Consider the following 22,444-nt stretch of genomic DNA (forward strand, 5'->3'; position numbering starts at 1 on the left):
ACGCCCCTACGACAGGGCGCGGGCGGCGTGGATCAGCGGAACGTGGCTGAAGGCCTGCGGGAAGTTCCCGACAAGCCTGCCGTAGCGCGGATCGTACTCCTCGGCCAGCAGCCCGACGTCGTTGCGCAGCGTCAGCAGCCGCTCGAACAGATCCTCGGCCTCCTGTTTGCGGCCCTGCATGGCCATCACCTCGACCAGCCAGAAACTGCAGGCCAGGAACGCGCCCTCGCCGCCGGGCAGGCCGTCCACGTCGTTGTCGGCGGCCAGCGGGTACCGCAGCACGAACCCGTCGGACATGAGCTCCTTCTCGATCGCCGACACGGTGCCCACCAGGCGGGGGTCGTCGGCGGGCAGGAACCCCACCATGGGCATCACCAGCAGCGCCGCGTCCAGCTCTGATGAGCCGTAGGACTGCGTGAAGGTGTTGCGCTCGGCGTCGTAGCCCTTGTCGCAGATCTCGGCGTGGATCGTGTCCCGCAGCCTCCGCCACGACTCGACCGGGCCCGTGCGCCCGAACTCCTCGACGTACTTGACGGCCCGGTCGAGCGCCGCCCAGCACATCACCTTGGAGTGCACGAAGTGCCGGCGGGGGCCTCGCACCTCCCACAGCCCCTCGTCCGGCTCGTCCCAGTGCTCGGCCACGTAGTCGAGAAGCTGGCGCTGGATGGCCCACGCCCGGTCGTCGGGGCCCAGGCCGCGGGTGCGCGAGACGTACAGGCAGTTCATGACCTCGCCGTACACGTCGAGCTGGAGCTGTTTGACGGCCTCGTTGCCGATGCGGACGGGCCGGGAGTCCTCGTAGCCGTCGAGCCAGTCGAGGCGCAGCTCGGGCAGGCGGCGTTCGCCCCTGACGCCGTACATGATCTGCAGGTCCTGGGGGCGGCCCGCGATGGCCCGCAGCAGCCACGCCCGCCAGTCGGCCGCCTCGTCCAGGTAGCCGGAGGAGATCAGCGCGTCGAGCGTCATCGTCGCGTCGCGCAGCCAGCAGAAGCGGTAGTCCCAGTTGCGCACCCCGCCCAGGTCCTCCGGCAGCGACGTGGTCGGCGCGGCCACGATGCCGCCCGTCGGCGCGTACGTCAGGCCCTTCAACGTGATGAGCGAGCGCACCACGGCCTCCCGGTAGGGCCCGTCATAGGTGCATCTGGCCACCCACTCCGCCCACATGGCCTCGGTCTCGCGAAGCTGGACCTCGCTGTCGATCTGCGGCGGCATCTCCTCGTGGGAGGGGTGCCAGGTGAACACGAACGGCAGCCGGTCGCCCTCGTTGACGGTGAAGGTCGCCCGGTGGGCGTAGTCGCCGCCCTTCAGCGGCACGGGGGAGTGCAGCCACACCGAGTCGGGGCCGCCGATCGCCTGCAGGTGGCCGTTGTTGCGCCGCACCCACGGCACGATCCGCCCGTAGTCGAAGCGCACCCGCAGCTGCGTGGAGACCTCGACGCTGCCGGAGACGCCCTCGACGATGCGCACGACGTCGGGGTTGCGGTCGCGGGGCGGCATGAAGTCGATGACGCGGACCGTGCCCGTCGGGGTGTCCCACTCGCTCTCCAGGATGAGCGTGTCGGAACGGTATTGCCGTCTCGTGGCGGGTTTGCGGCCTGTCGGCCCCAGCCACCAGTGCCCGTTGCGCTCGGTGCCGAGCAGTGAGGCGAAGCACGACGGGGAGTCGAACCTCGGCAGGCACAACCAGTCGATCGACCCGTCCCTCCCCACGAGCGCGGCCGACTGCATGTCTCCGATCAGGGCGTAATCCTCGATCCGCATGCCTAGACGCTACTCGGCGCGCGGGTGGTCCCGTGACCGGACCGATCATGTCGCGTCATGGCCGGTCCGGTCACGTCAGAGGGAACCACCGTGTGAACAGCTGCGTCAACGGCCCGATCGCCAGCGCGAAGACCAGCGTCCCCACGCCCACGGTGCCGCCGAGCAGCCAGCCCGCGGCCAGCACGGTGACCTCGATGAGGAAGCGGCCCAGCCGTACCGACAGGCCGAGCCGTACCAGCCCGGTCATGATGCCGTCGCGCGGCCCCGCGCCCATCCCGGCGCCGATGTAGAGCCCGGTGGCCAGGGCGATCGCCACGACGCCAAGCGCCACGAAGAGAGCCTGGAACGCCAGGTTTTCCGGCGTGGGCAGCAGGAAGATGGCCGCGTCGGCGAACAGGCCGACGAGGACCACGTTGCTGATCGTGCCGATGCCCGGCCGCTGCTTCAGCGGGATCCACAGGAGCATGACCAGGGCGCCGACCACGATGATGACCATGCCGATCGACAGGCCCGTCCTGACGGCCAGGCCCTGGTGGAAGACGTCCCAGGGGCCGTTGCCCAGCCCCGACTCCACCTGCAGGGCGATGCCGAGCCCGTACAGGGCCAGCCCGCCGTACAGGCGCACGAGGCGGGCGGGGAGGGAACTCAGCCGGGGCCGCGGGACGGTCGATTCGCTCATAATGGCCCAAGAGTGGCAGGCTTCGAGCTTGCCAAAACAGAGCCAATCACGAAAAGTGGCCTTATGAGGCACCTCTCGGCGACCCAGGTGGCACGGCTCGTCAACCTCGACCCGGCCGCCCGACCGTACTACCGCGTGCTCGCCGACGGCATCCGCGCCCTGGTCATGGACGGCCAGATCCCCGTACACGTCCGCATGCCCGCCGAACGCCACCTCGCGCAAACCCTCAAGGTCAGCCGCACCACCGTGACCTCCGCCTACGACCTGCTGCGCGAGCGCGGCTTCCTGGACAGCCGCCAGGGCTCGGGAAGCTGGACCGCCCTGCCCGACCCGGCCACGGCCCCCGACAACCCGTGGCTCAGCGCCGGCGCCGACAACCTCCTCCAACTCCACTGCGCCGCCCCCACCGCCCCCTCCGCGCTCCAGCGGGCCATGACGGAGGCGGTCGAGGACCTGCCCAGGTACGGCATGGGCATCGGCTACGACCCCCTGGGCCTGCCGGCGCTCAGGGAGCGCATCGCCGCCCGCTACACCGCCAGGGGCGTGGCCACCAGGCCCGAGCAGATCGTCGTCACCACCGGCTCCCAGCACGCCATCCAGCTCGTCCTCGGCCGGCTCATCGGCGCGGGCGACCCGGTGATGGTGGAGTCGCCGACCTACCCGCACGCCATCGGCGTGGCCCGCCAGCGCGGCGCCAGAATCGTGCCCGTCGGGATCTCCCACGAGGGCTGGCAGCCCGACCTGGTCGCCACGGCCATGCGCCAGTCCGCGGCCCGCCTGGTCTACCTCATGCCCGACTTCCAGAACCCGACCGGCGCCCTCATGGACGAGGCCACCCGCGCCGCCGTCACGGGGGCCGCCCGGCGTGCCGACACGATGCTGCTCATCGACGAGACCTGGTCGGAACTGGCGCTCGACGAGGTGCCGCGGACGGCGCCGATGGCCGCCTTCGACACCGACAACCGCGTCGTCAGCATCGGCTCGGCCTCCAAACTCTGGTGGGGCGGGCTGCGCATCGGCTGGATCCGCACCACCGCCGCCCTGGCCCGCGCCCTGGCCACACACCGCGCGGTCGTCGACATCGCCAGCCCCGTGCTGGAACAGCTCGTGGTGGCGCGGCTGTTCGACCGGCTGGAGGAGACGCGGGCAGAGCGCCGCCGCGCGCTGCGCGCCTCCCGCGACGCGCTGGTGTCGGGGCTGAGGGAGCACCTACCTGAGTGGACGTTCACGGTGCCGCGCGGCGGGGGCGTGCTCTGGGTACGCCTCAACGGCGAGGCCGCCACCCCGCTGGCCGACGCCGCCGCAGGCCACGGCGTCCGCCTGGCGCCCGGGCCCTGGTTCGGACTCGAAGGGACCCTCGAGGGCTACCTGCGCCTGCCGTTCACCCTGCCGCCCCAGACCGTCACGGAGGCCGTCACCCGCATCCGCGCCGCCCGCGACCACGGCCCCCTCACCACCCCACCCCCCGCGGACCCGGTCATCGCGATGGTGTGAGTGGATAAACCTCGACCTTCGCCCGATGTCCGCACGCTGCCCGCAACTTGCCGTCCGTTGTGACCAGCACACACCCGAGCGCCTCCGCCAGCGCGATGTAGGCGGCGTCGTAAACCGTCAAGTTATTGCGCAGAGCCCAGATCCGATCGGTCAGTTTCTCCAGCGGATAGCGGATCAGGGGGGAGTCGGCGAAGTCTTCACGCGCCGCATGCGCCCGATCGAGCGTGAGCTTGCCGCTCATCACGAGTCCGCGTAGAGCGCTCAAGAACTTGATGTCGAGCAGGCTCGGAGCGTGCAGCGTGCCCGCTTCTCCGAAAGCGCGGGCCAGGTCGGCGTCGGGGCGCTCGGCCTGCAGGACGTGGACGACAGCGGAGGCGTCGACGACGATCACTGGCCGCGACCTTCGCGGATCGCCGCCAGGATGTCGTCGTTGGTGGGCCCACCCTCGCGCGGCCGCCGCAGCGCCCGCTCGACGACTTCGGTAGTCGTGGGCCGAGTGATGAGCCGCAACTGGCGGCGCAGATAGTCGGAGACCGTCAGTCCTTCGATCTCCGCCTGAACGCGAAGCGCCTCGTACGTTTCGTCCGGGACGTCGTCAATGCGTATCGTCTTCGCCACGCTCTGTGTCACCTCCCGAACGTTAGCCGTCTCCAGCCTGCGATGTCGTCTGCTTCCCCACAACCGGCCCTTGTCAATCGCCGATGCCCTTGGCCAGGGGGGCGCGCCAGTTGCGGCGCATGGCGGTGATTCGCAGCCCGAAGGCCAGCAGCGCGGCGGCCAGTGTCGCGGGCCAGCCGTGCAGCCCGGACATCGACAGTCCCGCCATCACCCCCGATCCCAGCATCGCCGGCACCGCGTAGAGTTGCCGGTCGTAGAGCAGGGTGGGGATCTCCCCGGCCAGGACGTCGCGCAGCATGCCCCCGCCTATCGCCGTCGCGAGCCCCAGGAGCGCCGCGTGCAGCGGGCTGAGCCCGTACTCCAGCGCCTTCTCCGTCCCGACCGCGCAGAACAGCCCGAGCCCGGCGGCGTCCAGCACCAGGATGGCGGGCATCACGCGGGCCACGTGCGGATGCCAGAAGAACACGATCACCGTCGCCGCCACCGGTACCAGCACGTAGCCGAGGCTCTGGAAGGCGGCGGGCCGCACGTTCAGGATCAGGTCGCGCACGATACCGCCGCCCAGGGCGGTCATCTCGGCCAGCATCCCCATTCCGACCACGTCGAGCCGTTTGCGCACTCCCATGAGCGCGCCCGACAGGGCGAAAACGAAAATACCGACAAGGTCGAGAATTTCAGACACGTTCGGAATGTCTATCGCATCTCCGGCGGTGCATGGTGCTCGGCCATCATCACCCGCAACGTCCGCGTGAACATGAACAGCACCACCCCCGCCACGATCGCCATCACCGCCAGCACCAGGTAGTAGGCCGGCTCGGACAGCACCCGGCTGAGCCGTCCGGTCTGCCCGCCGACCGAGTCGCCCACCGCGAACGAGATGAACCAGACCCCGAGCATCTGTCCCTTGAACGCCTCGGGCGCCAGCTTCGTCGTCACCGACAGCCCGACCGGGCTCAGCGACAACTCGCCGAACACCTGGATGAGGTAGACCAGCACCAGCCACCACACCGACACCCGCCCGGGCCCCGCCAGCGCCGCCGCCACGGCCATGACGACGAAGCTCACCCCCACCGTGATCAGCGCGAACCCGAACTTCTGCGGCGTGCTCACCCGCGTCCCCAGCTTCACCCACAGCGCCGCGAACACCGGCACGAAGATCATGATGAACAGCGGGTTGAACGACTGCGTCGTGGCGGGCTGGATCTTGATGCCGAACAGCGACAGGTCGGTGTGGTCGCGGGCGAAGAACAGCAGCTTGCTCGGCGCCAGGTCGTAGATCATCCAGAAGATGGACGCGGCCACGAAGAGCCAGATGTAGGCCTTCACCCTGATCCGCTCATCCTGGGTCAGGTTGTGGCTGCCGAGCAGGAGGTAGGCGAAGTACGCGACGGTGACGGCCAGGATGATCAGGGTGATCACGATGGTGAGCCGGTCGACCGTGAACGTGCCCGTCGCCACCCACACGCTCAGCCCGATCACGGCTGCCGCCGTGCCGAGGGCGAGGACGAGGCGGAAGTGGCGGCGTTCGGCGGGCGACAGGCGATGGCCGGGGCGCTCGCCGACGCCGCGCAGATGCCGGCCGCCCCAGACGTACTGGGTCAGGCCCAGCGCCATGCCGACGGCGGCGGCGCCGAAGCCCAGGTGCCAGCGGTCGCCCGCGGCCAGCCAGCCGACCACGATGGGCGCGAAGAAGGCGCCTATGTTGATGCTCATGTAGAACAGCGAGAACCCGGCGTCCCTGCGCCCGTCGTCCCCTTCTGGATAGAGGCGGCCGACCATGACCGACATGTTCGGCTTGAGCAGGCCGGTGCCCATGACGATCAGCGACAGGCCCAGCCAGATGAAGAACGGCGAGGTCACCGGGACGGCCATGCTGATGTGCCCCAGCATGATGAGGACCCCGCCGCAGAGCACGGCCCTGCGCGCCCCCAGGATGCGGTCGGCGATCCACCCGCCCGGCAGCGCGACCAGGTAGATCAGCGCGCCGTAGACGCCGACGACCGCCTGGGCCGTCTCCTGGGACATGCCCAGCCCCTGGTGGACGGGGGAAGCGGCAAGAAACGTCGCCAGGATCGCCCGCAGGCCGTACCAGCTGAACCGCTCCCACATCTCGGTGCCGAACAGCGTGGCCAGCCCCCAGGGATGCCCGAAGAACGTCCGCTCGCCCTTTGCCATGCGCCGACCCTCCCGATGAGCAACCGATCGATTACTCTACGTGACGCACGCGATCTTTCCCCGTAAGGGTCTTGCCGCTTCCAGATGCGTGTGGTGCGATGCAAGCCATTCATGCAAGTGAATACTGACCGGAGGCAGGCGCCATGGCCGACGTCCTCGAAGTCCGGGCCGAGATCGAGCGGCAGATCGCCGGCCGTACCGTCTGCGACCAGCTCGAACGGGCGGCTGAGCAGCATCCCGACGCGCCCGCCTACTCCGACCCCGACGGCGACGCCTGGCGCACCCTGACCTACGCCCAGGCGCGGCGACGGGTCCTGGAGATCGCGGCCGCGTTCGTCGCCATCGGGCTGGAGCCCGGCGAGTCCGTGGCGCTCATGATGGTCAACCGCAGCGAACACGTGCTTGCCGACCTCGGCGCCGTGCACGCGGGCGGGGTCGGCTGCACGGTGTACTCGACCTTCGCCCCCGACCAGATCGCCTTCGTCGCAGGGGACGTGGCCGCCCGGTACGCAGTGCTCGGCGGCCCCGCCGAGCTGGCCCGCTGGCAGCCGGTCCTCGGCCGCCTCGACGGACTACGCAAGATCATCATGCTGGACGGCACGCCCTCCGGCGACGACCGCTTCATGTCCTGGGACGACTTCCTCACCCTCGGCCGCGCCCGGCTGGCCGAGGACCCCGGCGCGGTCGGCGCCCGCTCCGCCGCCGTCACCGCCGGCGACGTGGTCACCGTCCTGTACACCTCGGGCACCACCGGCATGCCCAAGGGCGTCCCGCTGACCCACACGAATGTCTTCTACGAGGTCGCGGCCACCGACCGCCTGACGTCCCTGCCCATGCGGGGCACGCAGATCTCCTACCTGACCTACGCCCACATCGCCGAGCGCATCCTCAGCCTCTACCTGCCGCTGGTCAAGGCCTCCCACGTGCACTTCTGCACCGACCTGGCACACCTCGGCACGACGCTCGGTCAGGTCAGGCCGATGATGTTCTTCGGCGTGCCGCGCGTGTGGGAGAAGATGATGGCCCGTCTGCTCGCCGTGCTGGCCACCCAGCCGGAAGAGCAGCGCAGCGCCGTACGCGCGGCCATGGAGGCGGGCGCCGCCTACATCGAGGCCGGACAGTACGGCCGGACGATCACCCCCGAGATCCGGGCGGCCTACGAGCAGGCCGACGCCTCGCTCCTGTCCGTCATCCGCGCCATGATCGGCTTCGACCGCGCCGAGTGGACCGCCACCGGCGCCGCCCCGCTCCCCGACGAGGTCCAGCACTTCTTCGCCGGGCTCGGGCTCAAGGTCATCGACGTGTACGGCATGACGGAGACGACCGGCGCGTTCACCGGCAACAGCCCCGCCTGCTACCGCCTGGGCACCGTCGGCATGGCTGAACCCGGCGTCGAGATCCGCATCGCCGAGGACGGCGAGATCCTCACCCGCAGCCCGCTGAACACCCGCGGCTACCTCAACCGCCCCGAGGGCGGCGCCGAGCTCATCGACGACGACGGCTGGGTGCACACCGGCGACATCGGCACCGTCGACGAGGACGGCTTCTACCGCGTCGTGGACCGCAAGAAGGAGCTCATCATCACCGCAGGAGGTGAGAACATCTCCCCGGCCGAGATCGAGAACCACCTCAAACAGCACGCCCTCATCGGCCAGGCCCTCGCCTTCGGCGACAACCGGCCGCACCCGGTGGCCGTGCTCACCCTGGACGCCGAGGTGGCGCCCGGCTGGGCGCGGGCGCGCGGCATCGCCTTCGGCTCGCTGGCCGAACTGGCCGAGCATCCCGAGGTCCTCAAGGAGGTCAAGGCCGGGGTCGAGGCGGCCAACGCCAAACTGGCCAGGGTGCAGCAGGTGAAGAAGTGGGCGCTGCTCGGCGTCGAGTGGACCGCCGAGACCGAGGAGCTGACCCCGAGCCTCAAACTCAAGCGGCGGATCATCCACGCGAAGTACGCCGACGTCATCGAGGGGCTCTACAGCCGATAGCGGCTTTTGCCATTCGGGGCGTGTGTTGTGGTCCTGGTCATTACCGGATGGTTCCTACCGTCTCGATCATGACCAGAAGCCTTCTTCTCGTCTCGCTCGCGGCGGGGTCGTTCTCCGTGCCCGCGCCATCCGCCGCGACCGAGCCCGCCATCCGTTCCATCACCGTACGTCCGGCCGACCCTGTGGTCGGGGCGCGCGACTCCGTTCGCCTGGTGATCGATGTGATCGCCAAGGGAGCGAACGGCAAGGACGGCGTCACCGTCAAGGTCGAACCGGGCGCTCCGCCCGGCCCCGTTCTCAGCGCCAAGCCCCCCGCACTCGACACACCCGCCCAACCCGCTCAGCCGGCGGACCCCGCCCAACCCGACCTCCCACCGCAATCCGACCTACCAGCTCAACCCGACCAACAGAGCCAGCCCGACCAACCGGAGCAATCCGACCTGGAAGACACCACGCCTCTGCGACCGGACTTGGGCTCCTTCCAATCACAGCCCACGATCATGACCCCACCGGAGCAGTCACCGAACACGGGCCTGGGACAGGACGCGACGGGCGGCGCGTCCACCGAGGCGTTCTCCCCGTTCGACTGGCACCGGGTGGCGACCCCGCCTGCCCGGATGAGGGACGGATGGGAGACCTGGCGTTTCCTGCCCGACAAGCGCCTGAACCGCTACTACCCGACGGGCGTCTGGACGATCACCGCCACGGTCAGGGGCCAGAACGGGGCGACGGTCACGGAATACGAGACGTTCCAGTTCAAGCGCGCCACCAAGCTCTCCTCGGTGCGCGTGGAGAAGGCCGGGGACGACGTGCGCCTGCGCGGCTCGCTGACCAGGATCGACCCGCGCGGCTTCACCGATTTCGGGCCGTTCGCCAAGCAGCCGCTGCAGATCCTCTGGCGCGCGGAGGCCGCGGCTGCCTGGCAGCAGGTCGCGCAGACGCATACCGACGGCGCGGGGGCGTTCGTGAGCACGGTGCAGGATCGTTCGGAAGGCTTCTGGCGGATTCGCTATCCGGGAACAGGACACTACGCGATGTATACCTCACGAATCCGACAAATCATGCAATAATTCATCAAATCGCATATCTCATCATTGCTGTTGCGGAATTGTGATCCACTCCGCGCCAACTTTCCTTTCCCCGAACGCGTCAATGGCGGTGACGTGCTCCGCCTTGGAGCCCGTTTCCGGACGGGGAAGGAATTCCAATTGAAGATGCGACGTCTCGCCGCCGGTCTGGCGGCCGCCGCTCTGGGCACCACGCTGGTGGCCACCGCGGCCTCGCCCGCGCTGGCGGACGACCCGGGTCTGGACCCCGATGTCGCCGGTGGCCACACGAGCCTCCAGTTCGACGCCGGCCCTGAGCCGGCCTGGCGCGGCCGGCCCATCACCCTCTCGGGCAAGCTCTCCGTGCAGTGCGACGAGGACTACATCAACGGCTTCGTCTCGGTGCACAACGCCGACTACTGCAAGGACCAGGAGCGCTGGCACCGCCTGGCCTCCAAGCGGATCACGATCCTCTTCCAGCCTGACGGCAGCGGCAGGTGGGAGTACGTGGACACGCTGCGGACCAGCGGCAGCGGCTACTTCTCCACGAAGGTCCCCGCTCGCACGTCCGGCACGTGGCGCGCGGTCTTCGGGGGCGCCAGGTGGCTGGCTCCCTCGGAGGGCAAGGACTGGGTCAAGGTCGTCGGCCGACACCGCTGACAGCACCGCCAGGAACGCCCGGCCAGGTTGGCCGGGCGTTCCGCATTCCTGCGGCGATGCCCGCTCAGCGGCGGGGCGTTCCCACCTTCGGCCCGCGCCGCTCAGTAGTGCACGGCCACCTGGCATCGGTGGTGCTTCGGGCTGACGGCCTCGTCCACCACCGCCACGGCCAGGTCGGCGAAGGAGAACCCCTCCTCGGCCCCGGCCACCTGCCCGCCCCCGATCCGGTACCGCCCCGTGCGGGCCGCCTCGTCGTCGAGCATGACGGGTGGCGGCGCCAGCACGACCCAGTCGAGCCCGTCCGGTCCGGTCGCCTCGAACACCTTCAGTTCCGCCGCGTGCCCCAGCGAGAACATCCGCGCATCGGCGGGGAATCCGGGCGTGTCGATGACCCGGACTCCGGGTGAGACCTCCAGCAGACTGCCGATGCCGAGCGCCACCAGTCTCGGCACCCCCGCCCGCGCCAGCCCGCCGGCCAGGGCATGGGCGCCCGCCGTGTAGAACTCCTCCGACGACATGTCGAGCCGCGCCGTGGCCTGGACCGCCACGTCGTGCCCTGCCGCGACCTCCGCCACGCTCGCGCCGTCGGTGACGTCCCCGGCGACCACCCGTACCCCGTCGCCCGCCAAATCCGCGTATTTCGCGGGATCGCGTACGACGGCCGTCACCGCGTACCCCCGCCCGACCGCCTCCGCGACCACCCGCCGCCCGGCCCGCCCACCGGCACCGAACACCACGATCCCGCTCATCCCGAACACTCCCTCCATCGCACGAGGCGGCCCGCCACTGGGGCCGCCGTCCCCGCAGACGCTAGAGGGCGACATATCGCTTTCCGCAACGATAGTTACCTACGATGGCGGCATGCCCGAGCCCCTGGATCCGGACATGTTCACCGGATGCCCCCCGGTCGCCTCCCCCATCCGCATCGGCGACAAGTGGACCGCGAAGATCGTCCGCTCTCTGGAGTCGGGCCCGCGCCGCTTCACCGAACTCCAGACGGTCCTGCGCGGCATCACCCCGAAGGTGCTCACCGAGTCCCTGCGCGCCATGGAGCGCGACGGCCTGCTCACCCGCACGGCATACGACGAGATCCCGCCGCGCGTCGTGTACGAGCTGACCGACCTCGGCCGCAGCCTCCTGGAGCCCATGAACGCCGGCTGCGAATGGGCCAGGAAACACCTGTCCGAGCTGATCGACGCCCGTAAGTCCTGGCACGCCGCAACCTGACGCCCGCCGCGCTGCTCTGCCGGCCCTCTGCTCGCCGGTCCGGCCCGCTGTCCGTGCCGTCTCGTGATCACAGCGCCCAGTCTCCCGTCACGGGGCCGATGTCGTCCGGGACCACATCGTATGCCTTGACGGGCATATGCTGTTAGCGGCATATTAGCCCCCATGAGCGTGGATGCGTCATTCGCCGTGCTGGCCGAGCCCACCAGGCGCAAGATCCTCGACCGCCTGAGGGGCTCGGAACGCAGCGTGGGCGAGCTGGCCGAGGAACTGGCGATCAGCCAGCCGGCCGTGTCCAAGCACCTCAAGGTGCTCCGCGAAGCCGGCTTCGTCGTCTCCCGCGTCTCGGCGCAACGGCGGATCTACCGGATCCAGCCGCTCCCTCTCCAGGCGGTGGACGCCTGGCTGGCGCCCTACCGCCGTCTCTGGAACGACCACCTCGACGCCCTGGAGCGTCACCTCGACACCATGGAGGACTAGATGAACGCCTCATTCGACCCCGGCCCCCTCGCCGACGTCGGCTGCCGCCCCGCCGGCCCGGGCTGGACGCTCGTCTTCGTGCGCGACCTGAAGCATCCGCCCGAGAAGGTGTGGGCGGCCCTGACGGAGCCGGGCCAGTTGAGCCAGTGGGCCCCGTTCACCTCCGCCCGCGACCTGGCCGAAACCGGCGCCGTGACGTTGACGATGATCGACGGTGACCAGTCCGTGGACATGCCCGCCTCCGTGACCAGGGCCGAGCCGCCGGCGCTGCTCGAATACACCTGGGGCCCCGACGTCCTGCGCTGGGAGCTGGCCCCCACCGCCCTGGGCACCCGCCTGACGCTGCTCCACACCGTCGGCGAACGGGCCGCGGTCCCGAAGATGGCCGCCGGCTGGCACCTGTGCCTCCGGGTCGCGGAACAGCTCCTCGACGGCCGCCCGATCCCTCCGATCCGCGGCCAGATCGCCCTGGAATACGGATGGGAGGACCTTAACGCCGCATACACCGCCAAACTAGGCGCGGAGGAGGAATCGATCTAGTTTGAGATGTGTTGTCGTGCCACAAAGGCCATTTTTGGGCGTCGGCCGACAGGCGTCGTAGTCTGGCCCTTTGGCCAACGGAACAGGAGGTGACGCCCCGTGTTGCGAGACTCGTTCGGACGGGTGGCGACAGATCTGCGGGTGTCCCTCACGGACAAGTGCAACCTGCGCTGTACGTACTGCATGCCCCCCGAGGGTCTCGACTGGCTGCCCAACGCCCAGCTCCTGACCGCCGACGAGATCGTCCGTCTCGTGACGATCGGCGTCGAACGGCTGGGCGTCACCGAGGTGCGCTACACCGGCGGCGAGCCGCTCCTGAGACGTGAGCTCGTCGACATCGTCACCCGCACCACCGCCCTCGCCCCCCGGCCGCAGGTCTCGCTGACCACCAACGGCATCGGCCTGGCCCGCCTGGCCGAGCCGCTGGCCGCCGCCCTTCTCGACCGGGTCAACGTCTCGCTCGACACGCTGGAGCCGCAGACGTTCAAACGGCTGGCGCACCGCGACCGGCACGCCGACGTCGTCGCCGGGCTCGCCGCCGCCCATGACGCGGGCCTGCGCCCCGTCAAGGTGAACGCCGTCCTGATGCGCGGCGTGAACGACCACGAGGCCGTCCCGCTGCTGCGCTGGTGCCTCGAGCAGGGCTACGAGCTGCGCTTCATCGAGCAGATGCCGCTCGACGCCCAGCACGGCTGGAGCCGCGAGGGCATGGTCACCGCCGATGAGATCCTCGACCTGCTGTCGGCCTCCTTCGACCTGACGGCCGACGACCCGCAGGAGCGCGGCAGCGCGCCCGCCGAACGGTTCCTGGTCGACGGCGGTCCTGCGCGGGTGGGCGTGATCGGCTCGGTGACCCGCCCGTTCTGCGGCGCGTGCGACCGGGTACGCCTCACCGCCGACGGGCAGGTCCGCAACTGCCTGTTCGCCACGGAGGAGTCCGACCTGAAGACCCCCATGCGCGCGGGCGCGTCCGATGAGGAACTGGCCCGGCGGTGGATCGCGGCGGTGGCCCGCAAACGCGCCGGCCACGGCATCGACGACCCGTCCTTCCTCCAGCCCGCCAGGCCCATGTCCGCCATCGGCGGCTAGGCCCCGGCATGGACGACGCGCGCGCCAGGGCCTATGACGCGGTGATCCTTGCCGGGGGAGCGGCCAGCCGCCTCGGCGGAGCGGACAAACCCGCCCTGACAGTCGGCGGCAGATCCCTCATCGAACTCGTCGTGGCGGCCGTCTCCGGCGCCGAGCGGGTGGTCGTGGTCGGTCCAGAACGTCCGATCCCCGCGGTCGTGTTCACCCGCGAGGACCCGCCCCGCGGCGGCCCCGTGCCCGCCCTCACGGCAGGGCTGAACGAGGTCACGGCCCCGTGGGTGGTGCTCCTGGCGGGCGACCTGCCGTTCATGACCGCCGCCCACGTCCGCATGCTCCTGTCGGCCGCCCGCGCGGACGGCGGCGCCGTCATGGTCGACGGCGACGGCCGCGAGCAGTGGCTGGCCGGCGCCTGGCCGGCCCCGGCGCTCAAACAGGCGCTGGCGCGTTACGAGGGCAGCTCGCTCAAGGGCCTGCTGGCCCCGCTCGTGCGGGCGCGCCTCGCGCCGCCCGGACGCCCGTGGTTCGACTGCGACACAATGGACGACCTGGAGGAGGCTCGCATGAACGTGCTCAACGAATGGACCATCCTGGCCTGCGAGGAACTGGGCATCGACCCGGCCCGAGTGGACCGCGACCTGATCCTCGACCTCACCAAGGAGGTCGCCCACGGCGTCGCCAGACCGGCCGCGCCCCTGACGGCCTACCTGCTCGGCCTCGCCCAAGGAGCGGGCACCGCCCCGGAGGACGCCGCGGCCAAATTGATCACATTGGCGAAGAACTGGGGCCAGGCCACCACCGAGAAGCTGACTGACGGCTGACACTCGAACGAACTCTTGAAGTCAAGCTCCCTCCCGCCTGAAGATTTCCTGGGAATAACGAGGCGAGAGGGGATGTAAACGATTTCGGGAAAGCGGCCCTATCCGACTGCTCCACCGCCCCGAGCTTGATCGTCCGGGGGCGGGTTTTGCCGGGAAAAGGGCGACGCCGGGTGGTTACGGGGGCAAACCACCCGGCGTCGCTTCATCGGCGTTCCGACGGGGGCCCGGAACGCCGGCACCAGCACTCCGACGGGGGACCGGAGCGCTTGGCTAAAGCGTACACCTACAACCCATGGGATGCGTCAAGACTTAGTCACGACCCGATCTCGCGTCGATGCAGCGGTATCTCGCTTTGGTTAGCTTCAGGGGACTGAAAGGTAGGAGGCGGGGCAGCCTTCCCCCTCTCATTGGCCCCGATTACCGCTATGTATGGCAAAAAGACGGCACCGGCGATGAACAGCAGCCGGTACGGCCACGGCACCGGCACCACGACGGCCAGGATCAGGCAGAGCGTCCGGATGCCCATCTTGATGAGGTAGCTGACCTCACGCCGGTGGATGTCGGCCGACAACGACGGTCTGGCGTCCGTGACCTGGTGGACGTCTGGCTTCCTGCGCCACCCCTTCATATCTTCCACCGTAGACCTCGGACGGGCCGGGCGCGACGGCGCCCGGGAACGCGGACGGGGGTCATGCGATCATGGCCTTCGAGTAAGGAGGATGCGAGATGACGGACCGAACGTACCGGGTCACCGAGATCTCTCCCATGGTGAGAGCCACGCGCTGAGCCCAGAGGGCTGAGCGGCCCTCAGAGCCTCCGGCGCGGGCCTGGCGCGGGTATTTTGCGCGACGTCCGCGCCAGGCGGCTCAAGGGGCCTCTGGACGCCAACAGCCGCCCCCGCACGTCACCGCGCCTGGCTGAACCGCCCTCGGCGCCCGCCTCCGAGCGGTTAGGTTGGCGCGTGTGAGGCTAGATTGGCGCGTGTGAGGCCCGAGTTCCGCATCCTGCTGGTGTGCACGGCCAACATCTGCCGCTCCGCCATGGCAGAGGTGATCGCCGACGCGATGCTCCACTCCGCCGCCCTCCCCGTGGCGACGGGGAGCGCCGGAGTGCGGGCGCCGGCCGGCCACCCGATGGCCCCGCACGCCGTCACGGCCCTCGACAAGCTGGGCCTCGACGGCAGGGCGCACCGGGCCCGCATGCTGGACCCTGAACTCGTCCGCTCGGCCGCCGAACGGCGCGACCCCCCGGCGGGCGCCGGAGGTGTACGACCCGTACGGCGGCCCGCCGGCGGGGTATGAGGTCTGCGTGACGACCCTGGGCGACTGCCTCAGCCACGCCCTGGCCGCCCTCCTCGGCCCCCGCCGCCCGAACCCTTGAGGATCAGCTCGCCTGGCTCACCGTGGACATGTTGAAGTCGGGCACCCGCACCGCCGGCATGATCGTCCTCTGGAAGTAGTCGTTCCACTCCCGGGGCAGCGTGCGCTCACTGCCCCCGACCTCCGTCAACCGCCCGAGCAGGTCGACCGGGCTCTCGTTGAAGCGGAAGTTGTTCACCTCGCCCACGACCTCGCCGTGCTCCACCAGATACACCCCGTCACGGGTGAGCCCGGTGACGAGCAGCGTCTGCGGATCGACCACACGGATGTACCACAGGCAGGTGACGAGCAGCCCGCGCCGGGTCGAGGCGATCATGTCGTCGAGGGCGGGCCCGCCGGACGGCACCGACATGATCAGGTTGTCGATCCCCGGCGTCACCGGCAGCCCGCTCAGCTCGGCCGAGTAGCGCGTCTGCAGCAGCGCGTCCAGCCGCCCGTCCTTGATCCAGTCGGTCGGCCGCAGCGGCAGCCCGTTGTCGAAGACGGAGCTGTCGCGGCTGGAGGCGTGGGCGGTCACGAACGGCGCGCACGCGATGCCCGCCGCCCCCGGATCGCTCGACAGCGACACCGGCAGCGTCGCGAGCCGCTCGCCCACGCGGGTGCCTCCGCCCGGCTTGGCGAACACCGACCGCCCGTCGAGCGCGTCCCTGGCCCCCGCCGACCAGAACAGGTAGATCATCAGGTCGGCCACCGCGCTCGGCGGCAGCAGCGTCTCGTAGCGCCCCGCGGGCAGGTCGACCCGGGTCTTGGCCCACTCCAGCCGCCGCGCCAGCGAGGAGTCGAGCGCGGCCACGTCGACGTCGGTGAAGTCTTCGGTGGACACGCCCGTCCACGCGGACCGCTTCAGGTCGGCGGACTTGGCGTTGAGCTCAAGGCGCCCGGTCGGCTGGTCGTGCCGGAGTCGCACGCCCGTGGACGTGCCGACGAACGTCGAGGTCAGCGAGTGTTCGGCGAACCCGTACAACCTCCTGCCGCCCGCCTCGGCCGCCGAGAACGCCTCGCCGAGCGCGGGTGCGAACCCCTCGAACACCCCGATGTCGGTCGGCCGCGGCTCCGCGTCCCAGTCGGGGGAGGCGGGCAGGCCCTCGACGAGCGGCCGGGCGTCCTCGGCGGGCCTGGCCTGGCGCGCCGCCGCGTCGGCCGCCGCCACCACCTCCGCCAGCTGCTCGTCGCGGACGGCGGCCCGCGACACGACCCCGACGCCCTGCCCCGCGACCGAGATCACGGTCAGCCGCGACGAGCGGGCGACGCCGTTCGTGGTCAGCGTGTTGCCCGCGAAGCGCAGGTTGGCCGTGGACCCCTCGTCCACCAGCACCACGCAGCCGTCGTTCGTGGACAGCTCCAGCGCCCGCTCCACCATCTCCTGAGGCGTCACTTGCCGCCCTCCTGCACCGTGTTGAGGATCCGTACGCCCCTGAACAGCGCCGACGGGCAGCCGTGGCTGACCGGGGCGACCTGGCCAGGCTGGCCCTTGCCGCAGTTGAAGGCGCCTGCGAGCACGTATGTCCCCGGCCCGCCCACGGCCTCCATCGACTGCCAGAAGTCCGTCGTGGTGGCCTGATAGGCGAAGTCGCGCACCTGCCCGGCCAGCTCACCCTGGGAGATCTTGTACGCCCGCTGCCCGGTGAACTGGAAGTTGTAGCGCTGCATGTCGATCGACCAGCTCTTGTCGCCGACGATGTAGATGCCCCGCTCGACGCCGGAGATGAGCTCCTCGGTCGAGGGGCCGCCGGGTGCGGGCGCCAGCGACACGTTGGCCATGCGCTGGATCGGCATGTGGCCGGGGGAGTCGGCGAAGGCGCACCCGTTGGAGCGCCCGAACCCCTTCATCAGCGCCATCCGCCGGTCGAGCTGGTAGCCCACCAGGACGCCGTCCTTGACGATGTCGAAGCTCTGCCCCGCCACGCCCTCGTCGTCGAAGCCGATCGTGGCCAGGCCGTGGGTGACGGTCCTGTCGCCGGTCACGTTCATCACGGCAGAGCCGTAGACGAGCTCGCCGAGCTGGTCGAAGGTGGCGAAGCTGGTGCCGGCGTAGGCCGCCTCGTAGCCGAGCGCCCGGTCCAGCTCGGTGGCGTGGCCGATCGACTCGTGGATCGTCAGCCACAGGTTGGACGGGTCGATCACCAGGTCGTAGTCGCCCGCCTCGACCGAGGGGGCCGCCAGCTTCTCGGCCAGCAGCTCGGGCAGCCTGGCCAGCTCCTCCTGCCAGTCCCAGCCCGTGCCCGTCAGGTACTCGTAGCCGCGCCCGACCGGCGGCGCGATCGTCGACATGTCGTCGAAGCCGCCCTGTGCCGCCTTCATCGCGTTGAGCTTGGGATGCACGCGCACCCGCTGCTGCGTGGTCATCGTGCCGGAGGTGTCGGCGTAGAACTTCTGCTCCTTGACCTGCAGCAGCCGGGCCGAGACGTGGTCGGCGCCCTTCAGCAGCCCGGCCGACCAGTCGGCCAGCAGGCTCACCTTGTCGGCCGACGGCACCTCGAACGGGTCGACGTCGTAGGCCGACACCCACACCGCCTCGGAGTGCACCGGCTCGGGCGCCAGCTCGATCGGCTCCCTGTTGATCGGGGCGCTCACCTCGGCCACCCGCACCGCCTGCTCGGCCACCGTCGCGGCCGCCTCGGGCGTCAGGTGGATGCCGGCGGCGAACCCCCACGTGCCGCCCTTGACCACGCGCACGGCGTAGCCGAGGTCGTCGGCGTCCATGGCGCCTTCGAGGCGCGTGTCGTAGAGGCTGAGCGTCTCGGCCCTGACACGTTCGAGCCGGAAATCGGCGTGCTCCGCGCCCAGGTCACGAGCGCGTTGCAGGGCGGCGTCCGCGAGCTGCCGCAGGGGCAGCCCCAGGAAATCTGGATCGATCTGGCGCATGTCCACGATCCTAACCCTGTGATCTTGTGCGCCCCGGACAAGCGCATACCGGCGGGTAGGGGATACGGTCTGTTGCCATGGGACGCTCAGTACTCGTCACCGGGGGCAATCGCGGCATAGGCCTGGCGATCGCCCGCGAACTCGCCGCGGCAGGCGACGCCGTCGCGGTCACCTACCGATCGGGGGAGCCGCCGGAAGGCCTGTTCGGCGTGCGCTGCGACGTCACCAGCATGGACGACGTCGAAGCCGCCTTCGACAAGGTCGAGGCCGAGCACGGCCCGGTCGAGGTGCTGGTGTCCAACGCGGGCATCACCAAGGACACGCTGCTGGCGACGATGAAGGAGGACGCCTTCACCGACGTCATCGACGCCAACCTGACCGGCGCCTACCGCGTGGCCAAGCGGGCCATCAGGCCCATGATGAAGCTCAGGCGCGGCCGCGTGATCTTCATCTCCTCCGTCATCGGCCTGACCGGCCAGGCCGGCCAGACCAACTACGCCGCCTCCAAGGCGGGCCTGATCGGCTTCGCCCGCTCGATGGCCCGCGAGTACGGCTCGCGCAACATCACCGCCAACGTGGTCCTGCCCGGCTTCGTCGCCACCGACATGACGGCCGACCTCGACCAGGAGGCGATCGTGGCCAACATCCCTCTCGGGCGGCAGGCGACCCCCGAAGAGGTCGCTCGCGTCGTCCGCTTCCTGGCCGGCGACGACGCCTCCTACATCACCGGGGCCGTGATCCCGGTCGACGGCGGACTCGGAATGGGGCACTGACGTGGGACTTCTCGAAGGCAAGCGCATCCTCGTGACGGGCGTGCTGACCGACGCCTCGATCGCGTTCTCGGTGGCCAAGCTGGCCCAGGAAGAGGGCGCCACGGTCGTGCTCACCGGGTTCGGCCGGCTGAGCCTGGTCGAGCGCATCGCCAAGCGCCTGCCCACGCCGGCGCCGGTGCTGGAGCTCGACGTCCAGAACACCGAACACCTCGACACGCTGGCCTCCCGGGTCGGCGAGCACGTCGACGGCCTCGACGGCGTCGTCCACTCCATCGGCTTCGCCCCGCAGACCGCGTTGGGGGGCAACTTCCTCAACACCTCGTGGGAGGACGTCGCCACCGCGCTGCAGGTGTCCACCTACTCCTTCAAGTCCCTCGCCGTGGCCTGCCTGCCGCTGATGAAGGAGGGCGGGGCGGTCGTCGGGCTCGACTTCGACGCCTCCAAGGCCTGGCCCGTCTACGACTGGATGGGCGTGGCCAAGGCGGGCCTCGAGTCCTGCAGCCGCTACCTCGCCCGCGACCTCGGCAAGCAGAACATCAGGGTCAACCTGGTGGCGGCGGGCCCGCTGCGGACGATGGCGGCCAAGTCGATCCCGGGCTTCAAGGAGTTCGAGGACAGCTGGCCGGAGAAGGCCCCGCTGGGCTGGGACCTGTCCGACACGGTCCCGGCGGCCAAGGCCTGCCTGGCGCTGCTGTCCGACTGGTTCCCCGCGACGACGGGGGAGATCGTCCACGTGGACGGCGGCGTCCACGCCATCGGCGCCTGACCGGCCCGACCACCTGACCGCCAAAACAACGGGCGCGCCGGTAATCCGGCGCGCCCGGGCGTTCTCCTACGGTCAGGCCACCCGGTGGCGCCCGTTGCTCACGCGGCCCGGCTCGAACGGGATCGACTCCTCCGGCTCGGCCCGGTGCCGCCGCTGCTGCACGATTCTCGTCGCCAGCACGGCCGAGCCCAGCAGCGCGATCGTCAGCAGGGTCCCCAGCACGTCGGAGGCGGGCGGGGTGGGCCGCACCACCCGCTGATCCTGCATCGGCACGGTCAGCTCGTGCGCGAACGGGTTGGGCCACAGCAGGTCGACCCGTGGCTCTTCGACGTCGGCGACCTTCTTCTCCACCACCGGCCGCTCGGTGTCGAGCTGCTGCGGGCGGCGGTCCGGCGGGGTCGGCGCCTGCGTGGCGACCGCCGGTGACTCCTCTTCGCCGCGTCCCTTGGAGCGGTTCTTGCGTTCGGCCGGCGAGGTGGGCTCCGGCGTGAGCGACTCGACCTCCGTCCGGGCCTCGCACGGCGCCGTCGGCGGGCACACGTCCTCGTAGGTCTCGCCCGTGATCCCCATGCTGGTGGGGTTGGGCGACGGCTGGGTGGTGCTTCTGGTCGAGGGCTCGCCGGTCGGCGCCGTCTCCCCGACCCGGCTCAGCACCTCGTCGGTGGTCTTGTCCACCTCCTCGGTCACCCGGTCGGTCTTGCCCTTGCCCAGGGTGGAGACCGTGCCCGTGACCACGCTCACGACGTCGCACAGCGTGTTGGTCACGCCCGAGAGCAGGCCCCCTTCACGCGTGCAGTCCTGCGCGGCGGCCGACGCGGCAGGAGCCCCCGATGGGACGGCCGCCAGCGCCACCGCGAGAACTCCAGCCGAGATCGCGGTCCTGCTCCCCATCCGTCCCCTCCTGCGTCGCTTCCGGAGGAAATCTTTATGGACATCGGCAGTCAGACGCAGGCGTTTGCCGGGTAACGTTTCGATTCGGTATCGAGTAGTGATACGCGAGACGCTCTCTGGTTCCCGGCCCGCCTCGCCGCACCGTGTCCGCGCGGGGTCAGTCGAGTGACGAAACGTCATCGAGGGCCTCTCGGATCTCTATGGGCAGCTCCACGTCCTCGGCCGGCAAGGCCCCCGTGAGCTGCGCGTGCGTACGGGCTCCGACGATGGCCGAGGCCACCCCCGGCTGGTCGCGCACCCACGACAGGGCGACCGCCACCGGCGAGACGCCCAGCCCGTCGGCCGCGGTCATGACGGCCTCGACGACGCTGCGGCCGCGCTCGTCGAGGTAGGGGCGGACGAAGTCCGCGAAGTGGGGCGTCGCGGCCCTGGAGTCGGCAGGGATCCCCGTGCGGTACTTGCCGGTCAGCACCCCCCGGCCCAGCGGCGACCAGGCCAGCACGCCCACGCCCAGGTGGGCCGCGGCGGGCAGCACCTCGCGTTCGGGCTCGCGGGCCAGCAGGGAGTACTCGACCTGCGCCGAGGTGATCGGGATGCGCCCCGGGATCATCTGCTGGGTCACCGCGGCCGCGGCGAGCTGCCAGCCGGCGTAGTCGCACACGCCCGCGTAGACGGCGCGCCCCGAGGAGACGATCGCGTCGAGCGCCGCCAGGGTCTCCTCCAGCGGAACCTCGGCGTCGTAGGTGTGCAACTGCCACAGGTCGACGTAGTCGAGCCCGAGGCGGTTGAGCGAGTCGTCGACCGCGGCGATCAGGTGGCGGCGGGAGGCGTCGCGCGGCCTGCGCCCCGCCGGCGTCACCACGGCCTTGGTGGAGATGACCAGCTCGGAGCGCGGCACGGAGTCGCGCAGCATCCGGCCCAGCAGGCGCTCGGCGTCGCCGCCGGTGTAGACGTCGGCCGTGTCGACGAGGTTGCCACCCGCCTCGACGAACGTGCGGAGCTGGGCGGCCGCCTCGTCCGCGTCGGTGTCACGCCCCCAGGTCATCGTGCCGAGCCCCAGCCGGGACACCGACAGGCCGCTGTGGCCGACATAGCGCTGCTCCATGATCCCGCCAGGCTATCAACAACCAAGCAGCTCATCGGGCTCCCGCACCACTGTTTTTGGTGGTCAACGCGGGGGGCGGCGCCCGTCTCGTCAGCCGGC

At 70.4% G+C, this 22,444-nt stretch carries 24 protein-coding genes; 12 read left to right on the plus strand and 12 right to left on the minus strand.

The genetic code is table 11. From position 1 onward, the window contains the following. Positions 1 to 6 precede the first annotated feature (6 nt). The gene (locus tag ACFOY2_RS24375) at positions 7 to 1,761 is read right to left on the minus strand and encodes a glycoside hydrolase family 15 protein (RefSeq protein ID WP_379530390.1); all 1,755 of its coding nucleotides are present in this window, start codon (positions 1,759 to 1,761) and stop codon (positions 7 to 9) included. Between the two features lie 70 nt (positions 1,762 to 1,831). Next, positions 1,832 to 2,440: a membrane protein YczE gene (yczE, locus tag ACFOY2_RS24380; RefSeq protein WP_379530391.1), complete on the minus strand. Its 609-nt coding sequence runs from the start codon at positions 2,438 to 2,440 to the stop codon at positions 1,832 to 1,834. Positions 2,441 to 2,503: 63 nt separating this feature from the next. Between yczE and yczR the strand changes: the two genes are divergently transcribed. After that, positions 2,504 to 3,934, plus strand: a complete 1,431-nt coding sequence (yczR, locus tag ACFOY2_RS24385) for a MocR-like transcription factor YczR (protein WP_379530392.1) — start codon at positions 2,504 to 2,506, stop codon at positions 3,932 to 3,934. On the opposite strand, the gene ACFOY2_RS24390 is transcribed toward yczR, so the two are convergent. From ACFOY2_RS24390 to ACFOY2_RS24405, 4 genes are all read right to left on the minus strand, one after another. After that, on the minus strand, positions 3,918 to 4,325 hold the full coding sequence (locus ACFOY2_RS24390; protein WP_379530393.1) for a type II toxin-antitoxin system VapC family toxin: 408 nt from the start codon (positions 4,323 to 4,325) through the stop codon (positions 3,918 to 3,920). The two genes, yczR and ACFOY2_RS24390, sit on opposite strands and share 17 nt — an antisense overlap. Continuing rightward, complete coding sequence (locus tag ACFOY2_RS24395; protein WP_379530394.1) at positions 4,322 to 4,552, minus strand: hypothetical protein; 231 nt, start codon at positions 4,550 to 4,552, stop codon at positions 4,322 to 4,324. Before ACFOY2_RS24395 ends, ACFOY2_RS24390 begins: the two co-directional genes overlap by 4 nt. Positions 4,553 to 4,625: 73 nt before the next feature. After that, on the minus strand, positions 4,626 to 5,234 hold the full coding sequence (locus ACFOY2_RS24400) for a trimeric intracellular cation channel family protein (RefSeq protein WP_379530395.1): 609 nt from the start codon (positions 5,232 to 5,234) through the stop codon (positions 4,626 to 4,628). 11 nt (positions 5,235 to 5,245) lie between these two features. Then, positions 5,246 to 6,727 (minus strand): peptide MFS transporter, encoded by a 1,482-nt coding sequence (locus ACFOY2_RS24405; RefSeq protein ID WP_379530396.1) that lies wholly within the window; start codon positions 6,725 to 6,727, stop codon positions 5,246 to 5,248. 143 nt (positions 6,728 to 6,870) lie between these two features. Here ACFOY2_RS24405 and ACFOY2_RS24410 point away from each other — a divergent pair, with 143 nt between their 5' ends. From ACFOY2_RS24410 to ACFOY2_RS24420, 3 genes are all read left to right on the plus strand, one after another. Then, positions 6,871 to 8,709 carry an AMP-dependent synthetase/ligase gene (locus ACFOY2_RS24410; protein WP_379530397.1) on the plus strand — a complete coding sequence of 613 codons (1,839 nt, stop codon included), beginning with the start codon at positions 6,871 to 6,873 and terminating at the stop codon, positions 8,707 to 8,709. A 68-nt stretch (positions 8,710 to 8,777) separates the two neighbouring features. Further along, positions 8,778 to 9,779, plus strand: a complete 1,002-nt coding sequence (locus ACFOY2_RS24415) for a hypothetical protein (RefSeq protein WP_379530398.1) — start codon at positions 8,778 to 8,780, stop codon at positions 9,777 to 9,779. 138 nt (positions 9,780 to 9,917) lie between these two features. Then, complete coding sequence (locus ACFOY2_RS24420) at positions 9,918 to 10,415, plus strand: hypothetical protein (protein WP_379530399.1); 498 nt, start codon at positions 9,918 to 9,920, stop codon at positions 10,413 to 10,415. 101 nt (positions 10,416 to 10,516) lie between these two features. On the opposite strand, the gene ACFOY2_RS24425 is transcribed toward ACFOY2_RS24420, so the two are convergent. After that, entirely contained in the window at positions 10,517 to 11,164 is a 648-nt protein-coding gene (locus tag ACFOY2_RS24425; RefSeq protein ID WP_379530400.1) for an NAD(P)-dependent oxidoreductase, read from the minus strand. A 112-nt stretch (positions 11,165 to 11,276) separates the two neighbouring features. On the opposite strand from ACFOY2_RS24425, the gene ACFOY2_RS24430 reads away from it, so the two are divergent. The 5 genes from ACFOY2_RS24430 to ACFOY2_RS24450 all read left to right on the plus strand — a co-directional run bounded on the left by ACFOY2_RS24430 (position 11,277) and on the right by ACFOY2_RS24450 (position 14,566). Beyond that, on the plus strand, positions 11,277 to 11,642 hold the full coding sequence (locus ACFOY2_RS24430; RefSeq protein WP_379530401.1) for a winged helix-turn-helix transcriptional regulator: 366 nt from the start codon (positions 11,277 to 11,279) through the stop codon (positions 11,640 to 11,642). Between the two features lie 162 nt (positions 11,643 to 11,804). Beyond that, a complete protein-coding gene (locus ACFOY2_RS24435; protein ID WP_379530402.1) occupies positions 11,805 to 12,119 on the plus strand; it encodes an ArsR/SmtB family transcription factor in 315 nt (104 codons plus the stop codon). Then, complete coding sequence (locus ACFOY2_RS24440) at positions 12,120 to 12,659, plus strand: SRPBCC family protein (RefSeq protein ID WP_379530403.1); 540 nt, start codon at positions 12,120 to 12,122, stop codon at positions 12,657 to 12,659. 99 nt (positions 12,660 to 12,758) lie between these two features. Then, a complete protein-coding gene (moaA, locus tag ACFOY2_RS24445; protein WP_379530404.1) occupies positions 12,759 to 13,748 on the plus strand; it encodes a GTP 3',8-cyclase MoaA in 990 nt (329 codons plus the stop codon). Positions 13,749 to 13,756: 8 nt separating this feature from the next. Further along, complete coding sequence (locus tag ACFOY2_RS24450; RefSeq protein ID WP_379530405.1) at positions 13,757 to 14,566, plus strand: NTP transferase domain-containing protein; 810 nt, start codon at positions 13,757 to 13,759, stop codon at positions 14,564 to 14,566. Between the two features lie 313 nt (positions 14,567 to 14,879). Here ACFOY2_RS24450 and ACFOY2_RS24455 read toward each other — a convergent pair whose 3' ends face one another. After that, positions 14,880 to 15,194, minus strand: coding sequence for a DUF3099 domain-containing protein (locus tag ACFOY2_RS24455; RefSeq protein ID WP_379530406.1), 315 nt, complete (start codon positions 15,192 to 15,194; stop codon positions 14,880 to 14,882). A 355-nt stretch (positions 15,195 to 15,549) separates the two neighbouring features. Here ACFOY2_RS24455 and ACFOY2_RS24460 point away from each other — a divergent pair, with 355 nt between their 5' ends. After that, positions 15,550 to 15,867: an arsenate reductase/protein-tyrosine-phosphatase family protein gene (locus ACFOY2_RS24460; protein WP_379530407.1), complete on the plus strand. Its 318-nt coding sequence runs from the start codon at positions 15,550 to 15,552 to the stop codon at positions 15,865 to 15,867. Between the two features lie 82 nt (positions 15,868 to 15,949). On the opposite strand, the gene ACFOY2_RS24465 is transcribed toward ACFOY2_RS24460, so the two are convergent. Both ACFOY2_RS24465 and ACFOY2_RS24470 read right to left on the minus strand, forming a co-directional pair. Continuing rightward, entirely contained in the window at positions 15,950 to 17,320 is a 1,371-nt protein-coding gene (locus tag ACFOY2_RS24465) for a metallopeptidase TldD-related protein (protein WP_379530408.1), read from the minus strand. Further along, positions 17,317 to 18,810 carry a TldD/PmbA family protein gene (locus ACFOY2_RS24470; protein WP_379530409.1) on the minus strand — a complete coding sequence of 498 codons (1,494 nt, stop codon included), beginning with the start codon at positions 18,808 to 18,810 and terminating at the stop codon, positions 17,317 to 17,319. Before ACFOY2_RS24470 ends, ACFOY2_RS24465 begins: the two co-directional genes overlap by 4 nt. A gap of 77 nt (positions 18,811 to 18,887) precedes the next feature. Here ACFOY2_RS24470 and ACFOY2_RS24475 point away from each other — a divergent pair, with 77 nt between their 5' ends. Continuing rightward, the gene (locus ACFOY2_RS24475; protein ID WP_379530410.1) at positions 18,888 to 19,583 is read left to right on the plus strand and encodes a beta-ketoacyl-ACP reductase; all 696 of its coding nucleotides are present in this window, start codon (positions 18,888 to 18,890) and stop codon (positions 19,581 to 19,583) included. A 1-nt stretch (position 19,584) separates the two neighbouring features. Next, a complete protein-coding gene (gene fabI, locus ACFOY2_RS24480) occupies positions 19,585 to 20,349 on the plus strand; it encodes an enoyl-ACP reductase FabI (protein ID WP_379530411.1) in 765 nt (254 codons plus the stop codon). Between the two features lie 72 nt (positions 20,350 to 20,421). On the opposite strand, the gene ACFOY2_RS24485 is transcribed toward fabI, so the two are convergent. Together ACFOY2_RS24485 and ACFOY2_RS24490 are read right to left on the minus strand one after the other, a co-directional pair. Then, positions 20,422 to 21,240, minus strand: coding sequence for a hypothetical protein (locus ACFOY2_RS24485; protein WP_379530412.1), 819 nt, complete (start codon positions 21,238 to 21,240; stop codon positions 20,422 to 20,424). A 157-nt stretch (positions 21,241 to 21,397) separates the two neighbouring features. Next, complete coding sequence (locus tag ACFOY2_RS24490) at positions 21,398 to 22,345, minus strand: aldo/keto reductase (RefSeq protein ID WP_379530413.1); 948 nt, start codon at positions 22,343 to 22,345, stop codon at positions 21,398 to 21,400. Positions 22,346 to 22,444: the final 99 nt, after the last annotated feature.

The sequence above is a fragment of the Nonomuraea purpurea genome, from assembly GCF_042650645.1.
Taxonomy (GTDB): domain Bacteria; phylum Actinomycetota; class Actinomycetes; order Streptosporangiales; family Streptosporangiaceae; genus Nonomuraea; species Nonomuraea purpurea.

Coding starts and splice junctions, on each gene's coding strand:
- ACFOY2_RS24375 (WP_379530390.1), bottom strand. CDS start 1,761: ATGCGGATCGAGGATTACGCCCTGATCGGAGACATGCAGTCGGCCGCG.
- yczE (WP_379530391.1), bottom strand. CDS start 2,440: ATGAGCGAATCGACCGTCCCGCGGCCCCGGCTGAGTTCCCTCCCCGCC.
- yczR (WP_379530392.1), top strand. CDS start 2,504: ATGAGGCACCTCTCGGCGACCCAGGTGGCACGGCTCGTCAACCTCGAC.
- ACFOY2_RS24405 (WP_379530396.1), bottom strand. CDS start 6,727: ATGGCAAAGGGCGAGCGGACGTTCTTCGGGCATCCCTGGGGGCTGGCC.
- ACFOY2_RS24410 (WP_379530397.1), top strand. CDS start 6,871: ATGGCCGACGTCCTCGAAGTCCGGGCCGAGATCGAGCGGCAGATCGCC.
- ACFOY2_RS24415 (WP_379530398.1), top strand. CDS start 8,778: ATGACCAGAAGCCTTCTTCTCGTCTCGCTCGCGGCGGGGTCGTTCTCC.
- ACFOY2_RS24425 (WP_379530400.1), bottom strand. CDS start 11,164: ATGAGCGGGATCGTGGTGTTCGGTGCCGGTGGGCGGGCCGGGCGGCGG.
- ACFOY2_RS24430 (WP_379530401.1), top strand. CDS start 11,277: ATGCCCGAGCCCCTGGATCCGGACATGTTCACCGGATGCCCCCCGGTC.
- ACFOY2_RS24435 (WP_379530402.1), top strand. CDS start 11,805: ATGAGCGTGGATGCGTCATTCGCCGTGCTGGCCGAGCCCACCAGGCGC.
- ACFOY2_RS24440 (WP_379530403.1), top strand. CDS start 12,120: ATGAACGCCTCATTCGACCCCGGCCCCCTCGCCGACGTCGGCTGCCGC.
- ACFOY2_RS24450 (WP_379530405.1), top strand. CDS start 13,757: ATGGACGACGCGCGCGCCAGGGCCTATGACGCGGTGATCCTTGCCGGG.
- ACFOY2_RS24455 (WP_379530406.1), bottom strand. CDS start 15,194: ATGAAGGGGTGGCGCAGGAAGCCAGACGTCCACCAGGTCACGGACGCC.
- ACFOY2_RS24470 (WP_379530409.1), bottom strand. CDS start 18,810: ATGCGCCAGATCGATCCAGATTTCCTGGGGCTGCCCCTGCGGCAGCTC.
- ACFOY2_RS24475 (WP_379530410.1), top strand. CDS start 18,888: ATGGGACGCTCAGTACTCGTCACCGGGGGCAATCGCGGCATAGGCCTG.
- ACFOY2_RS24485 (WP_379530412.1), bottom strand. CDS start 21,240: ATGGGGAGCAGGACCGCGATCTCGGCTGGAGTTCTCGCGGTGGCGCTG.
- ACFOY2_RS24490 (WP_379530413.1), bottom strand. CDS start 22,345: ATGGAGCAGCGCTATGTCGGCCACAGCGGCCTGTCGGTGTCCCGGCTG.